Annotated in this window: 13 protein-coding genes, 1 tRNA gene and 2 pseudogenes; 9 read left to right on the top strand and 7 right to left on the bottom strand. The window is 65.6% G+C overall.

Features of this window, described 5'->3' with window-relative positions; genetic code table 11:
• Nucleotides 1-40 precede the first annotated feature (40 nt).
• The 6 genes from ACNQQL_RS15520 to ACNQQL_RS15495 are packed head-to-tail and all read left to right on the top strand — an operon-like array spanning nucleotide 41 to nucleotide 4,843.
• Nucleotides 41-1,171 carry a DegT/DnrJ/EryC1/StrS family aminotransferase gene (locus ACNQQL_RS15520; RefSeq protein WP_347064622.1) on the top strand — a complete coding sequence of 377 codons (1,131 nt, stop codon included), beginning with the start codon at nucleotides 41-43 and terminating at the stop codon, nucleotides 1,169-1,171.
• A complete protein-coding gene (locus ACNQQL_RS15515) occupies nucleotides 1,161-1,871 on the top strand; it encodes a WbqC family protein (RefSeq protein ID WP_347064621.1) in 711 nt (236 codons plus the stop codon). The genes ACNQQL_RS15520 and ACNQQL_RS15515 overlap by 11 nt, the downstream gene beginning before the upstream one ends.
• On the top strand, nucleotides 1,868-2,503 hold the full coding sequence (locus ACNQQL_RS15510; RefSeq protein WP_347064620.1) for a class I SAM-dependent methyltransferase: 636 nt from the start codon (nucleotides 1,868-1,870) through the stop codon (nucleotides 2,501-2,503). The genes ACNQQL_RS15515 and ACNQQL_RS15510 overlap by 4 nt, the downstream gene beginning before the upstream one ends.
• The gene (locus tag ACNQQL_RS15505; protein WP_347064619.1) at nucleotides 2,503-3,162 is read left to right on the top strand and encodes an acetyltransferase; all 660 of its coding nucleotides are present in this window, start codon (nucleotides 2,503-2,505) and stop codon (nucleotides 3,160-3,162) included. The genes ACNQQL_RS15510 and ACNQQL_RS15505 overlap by 1 nt, the downstream gene beginning before the upstream one ends.
• Nucleotides 3,163-3,170: 8 nt before the next feature.
• The gene (locus tag ACNQQL_RS15500; RefSeq protein ID WP_347064618.1) at nucleotides 3,171-4,148 is read left to right on the top strand and encodes a hypothetical protein; all 978 of its coding nucleotides are present in this window, start codon (nucleotides 3,171-3,173) and stop codon (nucleotides 4,146-4,148) included.
• Complete coding sequence (locus ACNQQL_RS15495; protein ID WP_347064617.1) at nucleotides 4,139-4,843, top strand: phytanoyl-CoA dioxygenase family protein; 705 nt, start codon at nucleotides 4,139-4,141, stop codon at nucleotides 4,841-4,843. The genes ACNQQL_RS15500 and ACNQQL_RS15495 overlap by 10 nt, the downstream gene beginning before the upstream one ends.
• A gap of 31 nt (nucleotides 4,844-4,874) precedes the next feature.
• Here the strand turns inward: ACNQQL_RS15495 and ACNQQL_RS15490 are convergent, their stop codons facing one another.
• From ACNQQL_RS15490 to ACNQQL_RS15475, 4 genes are all read right to left on the bottom strand, one after another.
• The gene (locus ACNQQL_RS15490; RefSeq protein ID WP_347064616.1) at nucleotides 4,875-5,657 is read right to left on the bottom strand and encodes an FkbM family methyltransferase; all 783 of its coding nucleotides are present in this window, start codon (nucleotides 5,655-5,657) and stop codon (nucleotides 4,875-4,877) included.
• A 189-nt stretch (nucleotides 5,658-5,846) separates the two neighbouring features.
• On the bottom strand, nucleotides 5,847-7,796 hold the full coding sequence (locus ACNQQL_RS15485; protein WP_347064615.1) for a tetratricopeptide repeat-containing glycosyltransferase family protein: 1,950 nt from the start codon (nucleotides 7,794-7,796) through the stop codon (nucleotides 5,847-5,849).
• 39 nt (nucleotides 7,797-7,835) lie between these two features.
• Nucleotides 7,836-8,579 (bottom strand): acetyltransferase, encoded by a 744-nt coding sequence (locus ACNQQL_RS15480; RefSeq protein WP_347064614.1) that lies wholly within the window; start codon nucleotides 8,577-8,579, stop codon nucleotides 7,836-7,838.
• 347 nt (nucleotides 8,580-8,926) lie between these two features.
• Nucleotides 8,927-10,498, bottom strand: a complete 1,572-nt coding sequence (locus ACNQQL_RS15475) for a TIGR04222 domain-containing membrane protein (protein WP_347064613.1) — start codon at nucleotides 10,496-10,498, stop codon at nucleotides 8,927-8,929.
• A 364-nt stretch (nucleotides 10,499-10,862) separates the two neighbouring features.
• Between ACNQQL_RS15475 and ACNQQL_RS15470 the strand changes: the two genes are divergently transcribed.
• Nucleotides 10,863-12,266, top strand: a complete 1,404-nt coding sequence (locus ACNQQL_RS15470) for a GGDEF domain-containing protein (RefSeq protein ID WP_347064612.1) — start codon at nucleotides 10,863-10,865, stop codon at nucleotides 12,264-12,266.
• 94 nt (nucleotides 12,267-12,360) lie between these two features.
• On the opposite strand, the pseudogene ACNQQL_RS15465 reads toward ACNQQL_RS15470, so the two are convergent.
• A pseudogene (locus tag ACNQQL_RS15465) lies at nucleotides 12,361-12,615 on the bottom strand (capsid portal protein); the annotation flags it as partial.
• Between ACNQQL_RS15465 and ACNQQL_RS15460 the strand changes: the two are divergent.
• A pseudogene (locus ACNQQL_RS15460) lies at nucleotides 12,607-12,959 on the top strand (tyrosine-type recombinase/integrase); the annotation flags it as partial. The pseudogenes ACNQQL_RS15465 and ACNQQL_RS15460 overlap by 9 nt on opposite strands.
• 45 nt (nucleotides 12,960-13,004) lie before the next feature.
• On the opposite strand, the gene ACNQQL_RS15455 reads toward ACNQQL_RS15460, so the two are convergent.
• Nucleotides 13,005-13,080, bottom strand: a tRNA-Arg gene (locus ACNQQL_RS15455).
• A 252-nt stretch (nucleotides 13,081-13,332) separates the two neighbouring features.
• On the opposite strand from ACNQQL_RS15455, the gene ACNQQL_RS15450 reads away from it, so the two are divergent.
• The gene (locus tag ACNQQL_RS15450) at nucleotides 13,333-14,217 is read left to right on the top strand and encodes a c-type cytochrome (RefSeq protein WP_347064611.1); all 885 of its coding nucleotides are present in this window, start codon (nucleotides 13,333-13,335) and stop codon (nucleotides 14,215-14,217) included.
• Between the two features lie 116 nt (nucleotides 14,218-14,333).
• Here the strand turns inward: ACNQQL_RS15450 and ACNQQL_RS15445 are convergent, their stop codons facing one another.
• Entirely contained in the window at nucleotides 14,334-16,421 is a 2,088-nt protein-coding gene (locus ACNQQL_RS15445; RefSeq protein ID WP_072445314.1) for a UvrD-helicase domain-containing protein, read from the bottom strand.
• Nucleotides 16,422-16,528: the final 107 nt, after the last annotated feature.

Genomic DNA, 16,528 nt, shown 5'->3' with positions numbered 1-16,528 from the left:
GCGCATTTGCGCTCGAGACGTACGACTTCGGGACAGCATCATGGACAAGCTCATACCCGTCACACAGCCCTACATGCCTCCGCTGGACGAGTTCCTCCCGTATCTGAACCAGATCTGGGAAAGCAAGATCGTCACCAACGGCGGCCGCTTCCATGCGGAACTCGAACGGTCGCTCTGCGAATTCCTGGGCGTCGAGCATATTTCGCTGTTTTCCAACGCGACGCTCGCGCTGATCACTGCACTGCAGGCGATGAAGATCACCGGCGAAGTCATCACGACGCCGTTCAGCTTCGTCGCCACGACGCACGCGCTGCACTGGAACGGCATTCGCCCGGTGTTCGTCGATATCGATCCGGTGACCATGAATCTCGATGCCGCGCGCATCGAAGCGGCGATCACGCCGCAGACGACCGCGATCCTGCCCGTACATGTCTACGGCTACCCGTGCGACGTCGACGCGATCGAACGGATCGCCGACACCTACGGCCTGCGCGTGCTCTACGACGCCGCGCACGCGTTCGGCGTGCGCCGCCACGGCCGCTCGGTGCTCGAATTCGGCGACATGTCCGTGCTCAGCTTTCACGGCACCAAGATCTTCAATACGTTCGAGGGCGGTGCGCTCATCTGCCGCGACGCAAAGACGAAGCGCCGCATCGATCATCTGAAGAACTTCGGCTTCGTCGACGAAGTGACGGTGATCGGCCCCGGCATCAACGGCAAGATGAACGAGGTGCAGGCGGCATTCGGCCTGCTGCAGTTCCAGCACATGGACCGGATCGCGGACGGCCGCGCGCGCGTCGATGAGCGCTATCGAGCGGCATTGAAGAACGTGCCGGGCCTGCTGCTCCCCCCGGTTCCCGAGCACAGCACCCGCAACCATTCGTATTTCCCGGTGCGCATCACCCGCGACTTCCCCGTGACGCGCGACGCGGTCTACGATGCGCTGCGCGCGCACAACGTCGCGGCGCGCCGGTATTTCTACCCGCTGATCAGCGAGTTTCCGACCTATCGCGGCCTGCCGTCGTCGGCACGCTCGAACCTGCCCGTCGCCAGCGAAATCGCGCATCAGGTGCTGTGCCTGCCGATCTATCCGGCGCTCACCGCGCGCGACCAGGACCGGATCATCGACATCGTGCTGGCCGAGGCCGGCCTGACGCAACATGCAAGCTGAACGCCGGCTCGCCGTCATGCAGCCGTACTTCTTCCCGTACGTCGGCTATTTCCAGTTGATGGCCAGCGTCGACACGTTCGTCGTGTTCGATGACGTGAGCTTCATCAATCGCGGCTGGATCAATCGCAACCGCATCAATGTCAACGGCGCGTCGCACATGATCACCATGCCGTTGCGGCAGGCGAGCCAGAACCGGCTCATCTGCGATATCGAAGTGGCGGACGACGCGGCGTGGCGGCCCCGGATCCTGCGCACGATCCACCAGAGCTACGCACGCTCGCCGCATTTCGCGCGTGTGTTTCCGGTCGTCGAACGCATCCTGATGCACGACGCACCCAACCTCGCCGATTTCCTGCTGCACGGCCTGATCACGCTGCGCGACCACCTGCGGCTCGACACGAACATCGTCGCGACGTCGCGACGCTACGCGAACGCGGACCTGAAGGCCCAGGCGCGCATCATCGACATCGGCCGGCAGGAGCACGCGGACATCTACGTGAACCCGGTCGGCGGGCAGGAACTGTACGACCCGCACACTTTCGCCGCCGCCGGCCTGCAGCTGAAGTTCCTGACACCCGGTCTCGCACCGTACACGCCCGTTCGCGGCACGTTCGTTCCGGCGCTGTCGATCATCGACGTGCTGATGTGCAACGACGACGCGTCGATCGACCAACTGCTGGCTGGCGCCACGCTGTCATGAAAGACGATCTCCACAACACCCTCATCCGTCACTACGAGTCGTGCCTCGAGCGCCACGGCGATACGCATCGCGGCGTGGACTGGCCCAACGCCGAGGACGCCGACACGCGATATCGCGTGATGCTCGACCTGGTGCGGCCCGGGTCGACGCCTGCCACGCTGCTCGATTTCGGCTGCGGGGCGTCGCATCTGTACCAGTACATACTGGACCACGGCGTCGATGGCCTGAGCTATGCCGGGCTCGATGCGTCGCCCGCCTTCTGCGACCTGTCTCGGCGCAAGTATCCGGACAACGACTACCAGTGCGTCGACGTGCTTGCGGAGCCCGACCGGCTCGGCGAATACGACTACATCGTGATGAATGGCGTCTTCACCGAGAAGCGCGAGCTCGGCTACGACGAGATGTTCGACTATTTCTCGCGCGTGCTGCGCGTCGTGTTCCCGAAGGCGCGCAAGGGCATCGCGTTCAACGTGATGTCGAAGGAAGTCGACTGGGAGCGCGACGACCTGTTCCACGTACCAGTCACGCAGCTGACGCACTTCCTGTCGCGCGAGCTGTCGCGCCACTACGTGGTGCGGCACGACTACGGGCTTTACGAGTACACGACGTACGTGTACAGGGAGCACAACTGATGGCAAACGTCATTCTGTTCGGCCTGCAGGATTACGCGGAACTCGCGCACTACTACCTCGAGCACGATTCGCCGCATACGGTGACCGCGTTCTGCGTGAACCGGCAGTACCTGCCGGAAAGCGGCACGTTCAAGGGCCTGCCCGTGATCGCGTTCGAGGACGTCGTCGAGTCCCATCCTCCCGGCGACTTCAGCTTCTTCGCGCCGATGTCGCCGAAGCGGATGAACCTCGAGCGCGAGAAGATCTTCAACGAGCTCAAGGCGCGCGGCTATCCGCTGATCAGCTATGTCAGCTCGCGCGCGACCGTATGCCACAACACGATCGGCGAGAACTGCTTCATCCTCGAAGACAACACGCTGCAGCCGTTCACGACCATCGGCAACAACGTCGTGCTGTGGAGCGGCAACCACATCGGGCATCACGGGCGCGTCGGCGATCACGTGACGATGACCTCGCATGTCGTCATGTCCGGCCATTGCGAGATCGGCGCGTACAGCTTCGTCGGCGTGAACGCCACGCTGCGCGACGGCGTGACGATCGGCGAAGGCACGTTCGTCGCGATGGCTGCCGCGATCACGAAATCGACCGAGCCCTGGTCGGTATACAAGGGCAATCCCGCCGTCAAGCTCGCGATGGCCAGCACCGACCTGAAGATCTAGGGGAGCCCGTGGCAGGCATACACTGGGACAAGCAGGGGCTGATCTATGCGCCCGATGCGCGGCTGCCCTGGGCGAAATCGCACGCGCAGATTCCGACGGTAGCGGGCGTCGACGGCGATACGCTGCAACTGCTGTTCAGCAGCCGCGACGCAGGCAATCGCAGCGCAATCGCGAGCATGGCCGTCCGCGCGAGCGCGCCCGTCGAAATCGTCTCCGTCGATCCGGAACCGGTGCTGCCGCCTGGCGCGCTGGGCGCGTTCGACGACTGCGGCACGATGCCGTCGTCGGTCGTCGAGCACGACGGCGTTCGCTATCTGTATTACATCGGCTGGAACGTGCGCAATACGATTCCGTACCACAACGCGGTGGGCCTCGCGATCAGCGAGGACGGCGGCCGACGTTACCGGCGCCTGTTCGACGGGCCGGTGATGGACCGCACGGCCGACGAGCCGTATTTCTGCGGCACGACCTGCGTTCGGATCGAGCATGGCATCTGGCGCAACTGGTATCTGTCGTGCACCGGCTGGACCGAGGTCGACGGCAAGCCAGAGGCGCGCTATCACCTGAAGTACGCGGAATCGCGCGACGGCATCCACTGGACGCGCGGCGGCCGCGTCGCGATCGACTATCTCGACGATCACGAAGGCGGACTGGCGCGCGCGTCGGTCCATTTCGACGGCAGCCTTTACCGGATGTGGTTCTGCAAGCGCAGCCACGATGGTTACCGCGAGCGTTCGTCGGTCAGCTACCGGATCGGCTATGCCGAATCGACCGACGGCATCGTCTGGCGGCGACTCGACGAATGTGCCGGGCTCGACGTGTCGCCGAGCGGCTGGGACGCGTTCATGGTCGCGTATCCGGAAGTCGTGCAGGTCGGCGAGCGCTTGTACATGTTCTACAACGGCGACGGCTTCGGCGCGACCGGCTTCGGTTATGCGCAAGCGCGGGCCGGCAGCGGAATTCAGGGTGAGACGGAATGGACGTGATCGCAGGCGATTTTCGGGAACTCGGCTACGCGATCGTCGCGAACAATGCGCTGCAATCGCTGATGCACGTCGTGCGGACGAAGTTCGAGCGGCATTTCATTCCGCGATTCGGCGACGACGCGATGCGCAACCGCAACATCATCAAGCTGCTCGCCGAGGATATCGACGTGAAGCGCTTCTTCTGCTCACCCGAGTTGACGGCCGCGCTCGACCGCCATCTCGGTATCGCGATGCCGGTGCAGACGGGCCCGATCGTCACCCACTACACGGCGAACGATCGCATCGGCAACAACTACGGGCTGCCGTATCACCAGGACTGGCCGAGCATGGGGACATCCTCTCGCGGCGTGATCGCGTGGACGTCGATCGCGGACGTGCGCAAAGGGGCACCCGGACTGCGCATCGTCCCGGGCAGCCATCGGCGCGGACTGTGGCCGGGCGAGCAGACCGACCGCGGCTACGTGCTTGACGACCAGGAGATCGACGGCGCCTGCGACCTCGAGATCGACGCAGGGCACGTGCTCTTCATGTCGCCCTATCTCGTGCACCGGACGCTCACCAGCGACATCACCGACTGGAAGCTGTCGCTGTCGTGCCGCTTCGACGATTTCTCGTGCGATCAATGGAGCCGTCGCGGGTTCGTCAGCGCCTACCGCACCGCCGTCGACCGGCAGGTCTATCTGTCGGGATTCTGAGCGAGGCCCGCGTTGCTGCGGGCCTCGGCGATCAGCGCACGAAGATGCAATTCCACAATCCCGCGTAGTTCTGCACCGGGTGCTTGCTCGCGATCGTCAGACCGAACTCGCCGAGACGGCGCGTGAGCAGGTCCATCTTCGCGTCCTCGATCTCGATCAGCAGTTGCCTGCACGCGCCCAGGCCCTGTGCCGCACCGTCGATGAGCGGAACCTCGTGCCCGTCGACGTCGATCTTGACGTACTCGGGCTGCGGCAGACCGAACTGCTCGCGCCAGCGATCGAAGTGGACGACCTGGATCGCATGCACGTGGTTCGGTGCGAACGTTTCGCCGGACACCAGCGACGGCTGGCCGACGATCTTCTCGTGCGCACCGAGTTCCATCTTGCGGATGTACAGCCGGTCGATCGCAAACCGGTCGGAAGCCGCCACGTTGAACGCCTGGATGTCGAGCCCGTCCTGCGCGTTGAGGTACGCGTTCCACGACAGCAGGAAGTAGTTCGACGGATCGGGCTCGATCGCGATCACCTTCAGGCCGCGCTTTGCCGCATACAGCGCGAAGATCCCGTTGCTCGCGCCGAAATCGTAGTAGACGGATGCGGGCGGCAACCGGTCGATCCAGTCCAGCAGTTCCGGTTCGATGTATTCGAGACCCGCCGCCATCCAGAGCAGTCGCTTGCTCGGCGCGAGCCAGCGGAACGTGAGCCCGCGCACCGTCGTCTCGACGACGTGGCGATCGAGATCGAACGCTTGCGCGCGCGTGAGCGCTTCCTCGCTCACGAGGCTTTCAACGGGGACAAACTTCCAGTTATTCATGGCCGGCCTTGATCGATGTCATGCATGACGGGAACGCGTGCCCGATACTGCCGGTCGGACGTTGCCCCGAAAACGCGTTGATTCTAGCGACGCGCGATCGATTCGAAACGACGAACAGATTCGGCAAAGGCGGGTAATTCCCGGCGCTCGCGCGAAGGGCCGGCCGGGGCGTTGCGATCGTCGCGACATTCAACGCTTGCCACCGGTCTCACCGAACGCGCAGGACCGCACGTCATTCGCGCCAAATTGCGCGGCAAACGCCCCGCGCACGCGCTCGGCCACCTGAATCCAGTTCTCGTCGCACCCGCGCCGGAACAGCCGCACCGTGCCGGGATACCACGGCGAATCGTCGCGGTCGTGCATCCAGCGCCAATCGACGTCCTGATTCGGCAGCAGCACCCAACAAGGCTTGCCGAGCGACGCGGCCAGGTGCGCGATGGACGTATCGACGCACACCACGAGATCGAGCTGCGCGACGATCGCAGCGGTATCCGCGAAATCGCCGATCTCCGAGCCCAGATGCAGCAACGGCAGGCCGCCCGGCGGATCGCGCGCCTCGTCCTCGCCCTGCCCCTTCTGCAGGCTCACGAAATTCACGCCTGAAACGCTCCACAGCGGCGTCAGCAAAGCCAGCGACGGCAGCGAGCGGTGCGCATCGTTGTGATGCTTCGGGTTGCCCTTCCACACGAGCCCGACGCGCGGGCCGGCCGGCAACGCATCGAGGCGCGCGCGCCAGCGCGCGACGCGAGTGGGATCGGGTACGAGCCGCACCGGCGGCGGAATCGTGTCGAGCGTCGTGCCGACGTGCAGCGGCGCGCTCAGCAGGCTCGTCCAGTAGTCGAATTCCTGCGCACGCGCGGCGGCCGCATCGTGATCGAGCACTTCGTCGACGCCGTCGACCGTCTCCATCAGCCGATGCAGCGCGGGCTGGCACGCGAAGACCACGCGCACCGCATGCCGCGCTTGAAATTCCGCGAAATAACGGCTGAACTGCAGCATGTCGCCGAGGCCATCCTCCTGCCAGACGAGCAGCGTCTTGCCGGCAAGCGGCTCGCCTTGCCACTGCGCGCACCGCAGCACCTCGCGCGTCCGGCGATACACGAACGCCGACTGCTCGTAGCGCGATTCGTAGCGGCGCCAGCCTTCCTCGAACCGGCCAAGGCCAAGCAGCAGCGTCGCCAGCCCGAAACGCGCATCGCCGTAATCGGCACGCAGCTCGAGCGCGCGGCGGTACGCGCGTTCGGCGTCGTCGTGGCGCCCGGCATGCGCGAACGTCGTGCCCAGGTTGTAGTGCGCTTCTGCCATCTGCGGCGCGAGCGCGAGCGCGTCGCTGAACGCGGCCGTCGCTTCGTCATGGCGGCCCTGCGCGCGCAGGACGCAGCCGAGATTGTTGTGCGGCTGCGGCAGGCCGGGGCGGCAGCGGATCGCATCGCGATACGCCGCTTCCGCTTCGGGCAGGCGATCGAGATTCTGCAGCGCGATGCCGAGGTTGTAATGCGCTTCCGGATGGTCCGGGCAGAGCGCGATTGTCTGCCGGCTGGCCGCTTCCGCTTCGGGCAGCCGCTGCATGTCGACGAGGATCGCGCCGAGATTCGCATGCGCTAGCGCGTGGTCGGCGCGAACCGCAATCGCGAGCCGGTACGCGAGTTCCGCCTCGGCCGGCCTGCCGAGAACGCGGAGCACGTTGCCGAGATCGGTCAGCACGTCGGCGGACTGCGGCTCGATCAGCAGCGCCTGCCCGAATGCCTGTTCGGCTTCGTCGAGCCGGCCGAGCGCTTCGAGCACCTTGCCGAACCGGTGATGGTGCGACGCCCTCAACGGCGTGACGGACGCAAGCTGCCGGCGAACGATCGCCTCGGCGTCGGGCAGCCGCCCCTGCGACACGAGCAGCGCGCCGAGGCCGTCGTATGGCGGATCGAACGCCGGCATCGCGTCGATCGCGTGCCGCCACCAGGCTTCCGCGTCGGCCAGCCGGTTCAGGCCGAGCGCGCAGACGGCTGCGACGTGCAGCGCCGCAACGGCCGGCGCCGGCCTGTCGAGCAGCGGCGCGACGCGCGTCAGCGCGTCGGCAAACCGTCCGTTCTGGCACAGGGCCGCGGCTTGTTGAACGTGCGCGGATTCATCGGAAGCAGGCGTCATGTCATGCGGCGATGTACGGCCCGCATCGCGAACGGACGGTTAGATGGGGGTCGGTGCAGCGGCCGGATGCCCGGACGTGCTTACAGCACGGTCCTTGGCCTCCTTGAGCGCCGCGAGGGTGTCGAGCGCACGCCCTTCGTCGGCAGTGAGATCGACAAGAAATGCGTCGTTGTTCTGCTTGATCCAGTCGAGCGGCATATCCCACCACGCGAGTTGCAGCAGTTGTTCGCGCACTTTCTCCGTGAAGCGGAAGCGAACCAGACGGGCCGGCGAACCCGCATAGATCCCGTAAGCCTCGGTGCGGAAATTGGGCGGAACGACGGCCCGCGCACCGATCACGCATCCGCTCTCGATCTGGCTACCGCCAAGGAACAGCGCTTCATCGCCGATCCAGACGTCGTTGTGAATCACGGTATCCGCGTATTGCGGCATCGGCGCATTTACGAGGCCGTTACCGTAAATGCTGAACATGCTTGTGGAAATGGTGCGCATCTCGTGCTGACCGTTCAGCAGGAAACGCAGGCGCATTCCGCCGGCCACGTTCTTGCCGATCACGAGTTTCTGATGGCCCTGGTCGTACTTCACGATCGAGCCCACACCAAGCCCTGAGCAACGGCCGATATGAAAGGTGCCGACCTGCGCCTCTTCGTCGAGCCAGTCGCGGAAAAAATTGTTTGGAATGGACGAAACGGCACCATCCCGGTAGCCCAGCACAATGAAATGCTTCGCCCACGGATGGTCGGGCAACACGCCAATACAGTCGTCGGAGGTCGTAACGTTCATTCGCGATCGCAAGTGTGCCGGCGCCGCGGCTCGGTGCAGGGGCCGCCGGGCAGGAACGGGGAAACGACGCGGCACATCGGCCGCGATCATGAACGATGCAGTATAGGAAGGACGCGACAACAACCGACAACGAATAAGAACGGCGTTCTGACTTCTGTTCCGTCGATGAGGCTGGTTTGATCCCGAGTCAGCGGCCAGAATAGGGCAGGCATCGAAATGGACTTGCCTTCGGCGCCCGGCGGCAGGCGCCCGCTTTTCCATCACGGCGTCCCGGCGTCGACTTCCGCAGCGGCATCGCCTCGATCCGGCCTACCCGCCCTCACCCGCACGCGCCGCACCATTCACGCTCAGTTGCTCGACGAACACCCGCCGCAACTGCTCGAACTGCATGAACTGGAGCTGCACGAACTCGACGAACCGCAGTTCGACGACAAGCCGCTGCTGCCGGACGAATCCGAACCACCCGTGCGCGCCGCCATCGGGGCTCGCATCAACGGCGGCGGCTCCATCAAAGCACTCGAATGCACGGCCCACGCGGTACCGGCCAACGCTCCCGCGCCGAACAGCGCGGCAGCCCGGAGTAACTCGTCCGGCGAATCGGACTCGCCCTGGCGTGCGCTCCGGTACGCGTCAAGCGACGCCTGCCCACCCACCGTCAGGCCGCCGCGCCCGAACCCGGTCAGGCGCTGCGCGACGAAGTGGTATGCGATCGCGAACGCCGCCATACAGATGACGAGCAACAGGACCGGCCGCCCTCGACTCAGCCCGACCGCCAGTTTCGCCGCGCCCGTGCCGAGCACCAGCAGCGCAATCGTGCGCGCGGCGATGCGCGCCGTCCGCATCTCGCCGGGCGCCCAAAACCAGCCGCAGTTGCGCAACGAATCCGCGAATTCGGAGAACCGACGCGCCAGCAGCTGCCGGAACGCGCCGAAGCTGGCCTCTCCGCCCGGTTGCCCATCCAGCCAGTAGCATTCGTCCGCATAGGCGCCGGCGCGCCTCACGTCGATGCTCTGCACGCGCGCGCCCAGTCGCCCCGCCATCCTCAGGTCGATCGCGCCCGCCTGGATGAGCGACAGCGTCGCGACTTGCACGACCCTCGATTCGTCTCCGACGAGATACGCGACTTCCTCGACCGTCAGGTTCGGCGGCGCTTCGCGAGCGCGCGCGCCCCAGCGCCGGCAGCGATATTCGATCTGTTGCAGGCCCACGATCAACAGCAACGCGACGATGCAAGCCGGCACGTAGAACGCGAGAAACTGCGGCCCTGTGTAGTTCAGCACGTTGAAGTCCTGCGCCGATGCGCAGGTCGCGGCGACGCTCGCGGCGGCGGCCGGCCACACGAGCTTCGGCAGCCGGTTGCGCCAGGTCCTGCCGCCCGGCGGGGCGGCAGGCGAATCCGATTCGGCCGGCTCGTCCGCGGCCGGCAGGTCCGGCTGCGGCGATCCGTGCGCGGCGTGCAGGCACGCAGGTGGCCAGATCGATTCCGGCGGCTCGCAGCCGAACAGCCGGCGATAGCTGTCGAGCGTGTCGCGATAACGCTGCGCGTACACGGCGGCTTCGTCCGGCGCGCCCGAGCCGGGCATGTGATGCAGCCGCGCGCGCAGCACACCGGCGCAGAAGACGTCCCAATATTCGAGCGTGTATTGCAGGTGGAAATGCCAGGCGGCATCGACCGCGACCGACGGCGTAACCGGGTGCCCGGCCGCCAGAGCGAGGAACGCGAAGCGCTTGTATTCGTCGATCACGGCCAGCGCGTGCGCGTGCGACCAGCCTTCGGCGTCGGCGAGGCGCCGGCTGTACGGCAGCGGCGCGTTCGGATCGTCGGGGGAGTACGCGTTCAGGCGCGCGAGCAAGGCATGCTGCGCATCGGTCAGCGCGCGGGCATCGACTGCGGTCGAGGAAGACGCAATGGCAGCCATCGGGAGTCGGCGCGATGCGCGGACGGCCGCCGCGATCGACGCTTGGAGTTGTCGTTGCGGGCGATTCTCGCATAACGGTGCAGCGGTGAGACGCCTGTCCACCGGTCCTGCCCGGAGCCGGGCGATGCAACGGGCTCGGAAGAGGTGTGCCCGGCAAGCGCAGTCGCAGCCGCAGCCGATCGAGGATCACGACACCGAAAGGCGCTGATGGCCGCCAACTGACTGCGATTTCACTACGGGAAGGAAAACAGTGCGCCAGGAAATCCGCTGCGGAATCAGATTCCCGGAGCGGGACGCATAAAGGTCTCGCCGAATGCGTTCCCGTGCCTATACTGAATTCGTCCGAAGAAACCGAAGACTGAACATGCACGCCAATGTTGCCGCCAAAGAGCCGACTGGCGCTGCCCAGTTGGTCACCCGGATATATGCCAAGCTCCTGCTGACTGGCTTCGCGTTGGTGCCGGCGTATCTGATTGCCTACCTGTACTTCTTCCAGGATCCGTCGCTGAAATTCGAGAATCACGCTTTTCACGAGCTGGCGATCGCTGCTGCCACGCTCGAAGGCGCGTTCGTCACCTATGTCTGCTGGCGTTGCTATCGCCTGTCCGGCGAGCCGTTGCTGCGTTGGCTTACGCTAGGCTTTCTTGGCTTCTCCCTCGTCTATGCGTTGCATGGCGCCTTCACCGGCATGGCGCATCACAATATCTGGCTGTTCCTGCTGTATGGGCCGGCCTCGCGTCTGACCATGTCGATCCTGATTTTTGTCGGGCAGCTCGCCTACAGCCGCAAGGCCGACAGCGACGCAACCCGCGTCGATCGCCGCACCTGGATCACGTGGATCGCGCTGTTTGGGCTGATCGACGTGGCGGTCGCCGCGCTCGCCTATTCGCCGGTGGCCGGCAACCTGTGGGTGCGCCTTTCGTTGGAGGGGGGCGCTTTGGTGTTCTCCACCTTGAATGTTGTCGCCCTGGTCGTGCGTCGCATCCGCTCGCCGCTGATGACGATCTACGGCATTTCGGTGGCGTCGTTCGCACTGGCCTCGCTCGCCTTCATCCTCGGGCGACCGTGGAATCACATGTGGTGGCTCGCGCATGCGATTTTTGCTGCCGGCTTCTTCCTGCTCAGTTTCGGTGTGGTGCAGGCCTTTCACACGACGCGTTCATTTTCGAAGATCTACAGCCAGGAAGAGCTGTTTGCCCGGTTGAGAGAAGCCATGGCGAGGACGGAGCAGGCCCTGCAGGCGCTGCAGCGGACCAACGAGAAGCTCGAGCATCTGGCTGCAACGGACCCGCTCACGGGCGCGGCCAACCGGCGGCAATTCATCGAGCGCGTGGAAGCGGAAATTGCTCTGGCGAAACGCAACGGCGCGCCGTTCTCATTGCTTTCGCTCGATCTTGACCACTTCAAGGCAATCAACGACAGCTACGGGCATCAGGCGGGCGACCAGGTGTTGCAGCGCTTCGTCAACAAATGCCTCGATGCGATCCGGCCGTACGACGGCGTTGCGCGGGTGGGCGGAGAAGAATTCATGGTGCTGCTGCCGCAAGCCGCGCTGGATACCGCACAGTCGATCGGTGAACGCATCCGTGCAGCGATCGCGGGTGCACCATTTGAGGCCGGCATCGGCAAGCCGATTGAGGTCACCGTGAGCGTTGGCGCCTCCGAATTCGGCCGGGACGGAGAGACGATCGACGCGATCCTGCGCAAGGCGGACGAACGCCTGTACCGCGCGAAGCATCAAGGTCGCAACCGTGTTGTTGTCGCGTAATTTCTCCTGGTGAAATCTCGCGCAAGCACGAACGCTTGCAACGCCAAGACTACACACCGAGACTGCATAACCAAGGCGCATAAAACTGCATAACGAAGCGCGCCTGCAGCGGTTTGATTCCGTTCCGGCCGAACACGCGCGCGGCCGTGTCCGGCGTGCCGAACCCGCCCGAATTGCTCGGCACGATACCAAGCAGTTGCGGCGGCACGCGATGCGCGGCGAACAGATCGTCGCGCGTCACGTTCTTGATGTTGAAGAACTCGTCCTTCGCCGCGACCTCCGACACGGGAATGAGCCGGATGGCGCCCTTCTTCCCGTTCGGCGCGTCCATGAGCACGTTACGGAAATTGTCGTGCTGCGACGCCAACTCGCGAAGAAGCGCGCGCCCGAGTGCGTCGACAGCGTGTTCGTGTACCAGGGCCGGCCGGTCTACCAGACGGGGACGGCCGCCTGGCGCAAGGCGCTCGAGCGTGCCGGCATTCGCGACTTCCGCTGGCACGATCTGCGCCACACCTGGGCGAGCTGGCATGTGCAGCGCGGCACGCCGTTGCAGGTGTTGAGGAGCTGGGCGGATGGGAAACGTTCGAGATGGTGCAACGCTACGCGCACCTGTCGGTGGCGCACCTGGCGCAGTGGGTCACGCCGCTGACGGCCGAGCCGGTGCCGATGCTAGCTGCAATTCAGCTGCAATGAGACTGTCCGACGAAGGAAGGAAACCGCTGGGAGCCTGACTAGGCTTGGCGCGCCCGGCTGGGATCGAACCAGCAACCCCTGCCTTCGGAGGGCAGTACTCTATCCATTGAGCTACGGGCGCATTTGACAGTGAAACGACCCCGATATACAGGCCGTCCACAATTGGCAAGACGGCAAGGATACCCGGTTTCCCATGACGCGTCCACCTTGCCCGCCGAATCGCCGCCGGGCCTCGCTGCGTGCGGGTAAACACGCGCCATCGCGCCGCTCGCCGTGATGTAAACGTTCCGTCTATAATCGTCCGTGCTTCATTGGACTGCCATTTTGCCGTTGCACCGCGCTCACAATTCCTATTCATGGAGACGAGGCAAGCATGAGCGAAGCACCCCACGAATCTCCCGTCAAAACCCCCGGGCAGTTGGTTGCCGTCATCATCGCGTCGTTCGCGATCCCGATCGTCCTGATCGTCCTGTTCGCCACCTATGCGAACCATGTGTTCCGTTCCGGCGCCGGCACGGACGCGCTGTCCGACGAGCAGGTCGCCGCACGTATCAAGCCGCTCGCGCAGGTCGACGTGAAGGACGCCAACGCGCCCCGCACGTACAAGACCGGCGAGGCAGTCTACAAGGCCGTCTGCGTGACCTGCCACGGCACGGGCGCCGCCGGCGCGCCGAAGTTCGGCAACAAGGACGACTGGGCGCCGCGCATCTCGCAAGGCTTCGACACGCTGCTGAAGACGGCCCTCGCCGGCAAGGGCGCGATGCCGCCGCGCGGCGGCACCAGCCCCGACGACGTCAGCGACTATGAAATCGCCCGCGCGATCGTCTACATGGCGAACAACGACGGCGCGAACTTCCCCGAACCGGCCGCCAACTCGGCGCAGCCCGCCAGCGGCGCGGCAGGCGCGTCGGGCGCGGCCGACGCCGCGAGCGCGCAGATCGCCGCGGCGCAGGCCGCGATCGCCGCGATCCCGAAGGCCGGCGAACAGCCCGCGGCCGCACCGGCCAGCGCCGATGCGGCAACCGCCGGCAAGGCGCTGTACACGTCGACCTGCCAGGCCTGCCACGCGGCGGGCGTGCTCGGCGCGCCGAAGTTCGGCAGCAAGGAAGATTGGGCGCCGCGCCTGAAGGACTCGATGGATACGGTCTACAACTACGCGCTGCACGGCAAGGGCGCGATGCCGCCGAAAGGCGGGGCGAACGCATCGGACGCCGACGTGAAGGCGGCCGTCGACTACATGGTCAACGCGTCGAAGTAACACCGGCCCACCCGTAAAAAAACCCCCGCGGCGCACACGCATCGCGGGGGTTTTGTTTTGCCGGGCCGCCGGATCGCCGGCTGCCGGATCGCCGTGCGCCCGACGGCGCCACCGCATCACTTCTGCAGCAGCGCCTTCAGGCTCGCGAGCCGATCCTTCGGCGACATCGGCGCTTCTTCCGGCGTGGGCGGCGGCGCTTCGTCGAGGCCCATCTCGGGGATGAAGCGCGACGGCTCGCACACGACCGTCTCGCGCGCCCGCTTGCGCTTCTTGCACCAGTTCAGGTGCAGGCTGCGCTGCGCGCGCGTGATCGCGACGTACATCAGCCGGCGCTCTTCCTCGATCCGCTCGCTGTCGATCGGGCCGTCGTCCTCGCTGCCGCCGCGGTGCGGCATGATGCCCTCCTCGACGCCGACCAGGAACACGTGCGGATACTCGAGCCCCTTCGACGCATGGACGGTCGACAGCCGCACGGCGTCCGGATCCTCGTCCTTGCCCTCGAGCATCGACATCAGCGCGACGGTCTGGATCAGGCCGAGCAGGTTCTTGCCCGTATCGGCGAGCCCGTCCGCGTTGTGGAAGCCTTCCGCCTCGCCGTCGACGGCCTCCGTCTCGGGCTTCGTGCCCTTGCGCTTCAGCCATTCGAGGAATTCGAGCACGTTCTGCCACTTCGACTGCGCCTGCCGCTCGTCGAACGCGTCGTACAGGTAGGCCTCGTAGTGGATCGCCTCCATCATGTCGTCGAGCACGACGGTCGCGGGCTCCTTGTCCGCGCGCTCGGTCAGGCGCTGGATGAAGTCGCAGAACATCCTGAGCGGCTCGACCTGGCGCGCGGACAGCCGCGCCTCGATGCCGCCCATGTACACGGCCTCGAACAGCGACACCTTCGCCTGCCCAGCGAACGAGCCGAGCGCTTCGAGCGTCGTGTTGCCGATCCCGCGGCGCGGCGTCGTGACCGCGCGGATGAACGCGGGATCGTCGTCGGCGTTCGCGATCAGCCGCAGGTACGCGCACAGGTCCTTGATCTCGGCCTTGTCGAAGAACGACTGGCCGCCGGACAGCACGTACGGGATCCGCTCGCGCCGCAGCACCTGCTCGAAGATGCGCGCCTGGAAGTTGCCGCGATACAGGATCGCATAGTCGCGGAACTGCGCACGCCGCTCGAACTTGTGCGCGGACAGCCGGAACACGACCGATTCGGCCTCGTGCTCCTCGTCGTTGCACGGCGTGACGGTGATCGAATCGCCCATCCCGTGCTCGGACCACAGCTTCTTCTCGAACAGCTTCGGGTTGTTCGCGATCACGTTGTTCGCGGCGGTCAGGATCCGCACCGTCGACCGGTAGTTCTGCTCGAGCTTGATCACGTGCAGCTTCGGGAAATCCTTGCCGAGCTGCGCAAGGTTCTCGAGCGTCGCGCCGCGCCAGCCGTAGATCGCCTGGTCGTCGTCGCCGACCGCCGTGAACGCGGCGCGCGGGCCGGCGAGCTGCTTCAGCAGCTCGTACTGGCACGCGTTGGTGTCCTGGTACTCGTCGATCAGCAGGTAGCGCAGCTTGTTCTGCCAGCGGTCGCGCACCTGCTCGTTCTTCGCGAACAGCTCGGCGGGCAGGCGGATCAGGTCATCGAAGTCGACCGCCTGGTACGCATGCAGCGTCGCGACGTAGTTGCGGTAGACCAGCGCGGCCTGGTGCTCGTCCTCGTTGGCCGCGATCGCCATCGCCTCGTCGGGCATGATCAGGCCGTTCTTCCACAGCGAGATGATGCTCTGGATCTTGCGGATCAGCCCCTTGTCGGTGGTGCCGAGCTGCTCCTGGATCATCCCGAAGCAGTCGTCCGAATCCATGATCGAGAACTGCGGCTTCAGGCCGACGTGCTCGGCCTCCTGGCGCAGGATCTGCACGCCGAGCGAGTGGAACGTGCAGACGGTGAGCTGGTTGACGGGCACCTTGCGGCCTTCCTTGCCGGGCGTGGTGAGCGTCTTGCCCTCGAGCAGCTTCGACACGCGCTCGCGCATTTCGGCGGCCGCCTTGTTCGTGAACGTGACGGCGGCGATGTGGCGCGGCTCGAAACCTTTCGCTTCGATCAGGTGCGCGATCTTCTGCGTGATCACGCGGGTCTTGCCGCTGCCCGCGCCGGCGAGCACGAGACAGGGACCGTCGAGGTAGCGCACCGCTTCGTTCTGGGCGGGATTGAGGCCTGCGGACATGATGACGGATGGTGTTGCGGTTGACGGCGGAACGCCGGGAGGATGCCGTGCGCGGCAGGCTGGCGAAGCAGGCGGACACGCGGGCAGGACGCGCATGTTAACACGTC

The sequence above is a fragment of the Burkholderia sp. LFS061 genome, from assembly GCF_047978125.1.
GTDB classification, from domain to species: Bacteria; Pseudomonadota; Gammaproteobacteria; order Burkholderiales; family Burkholderiaceae; genus Burkholderia; species Burkholderia pyrrocinia_C.
The sequence above is the reverse complement of the archived record's forward strand: the minus strand, read 5'-3'. Positions and strand labels throughout refer to the sequence as shown.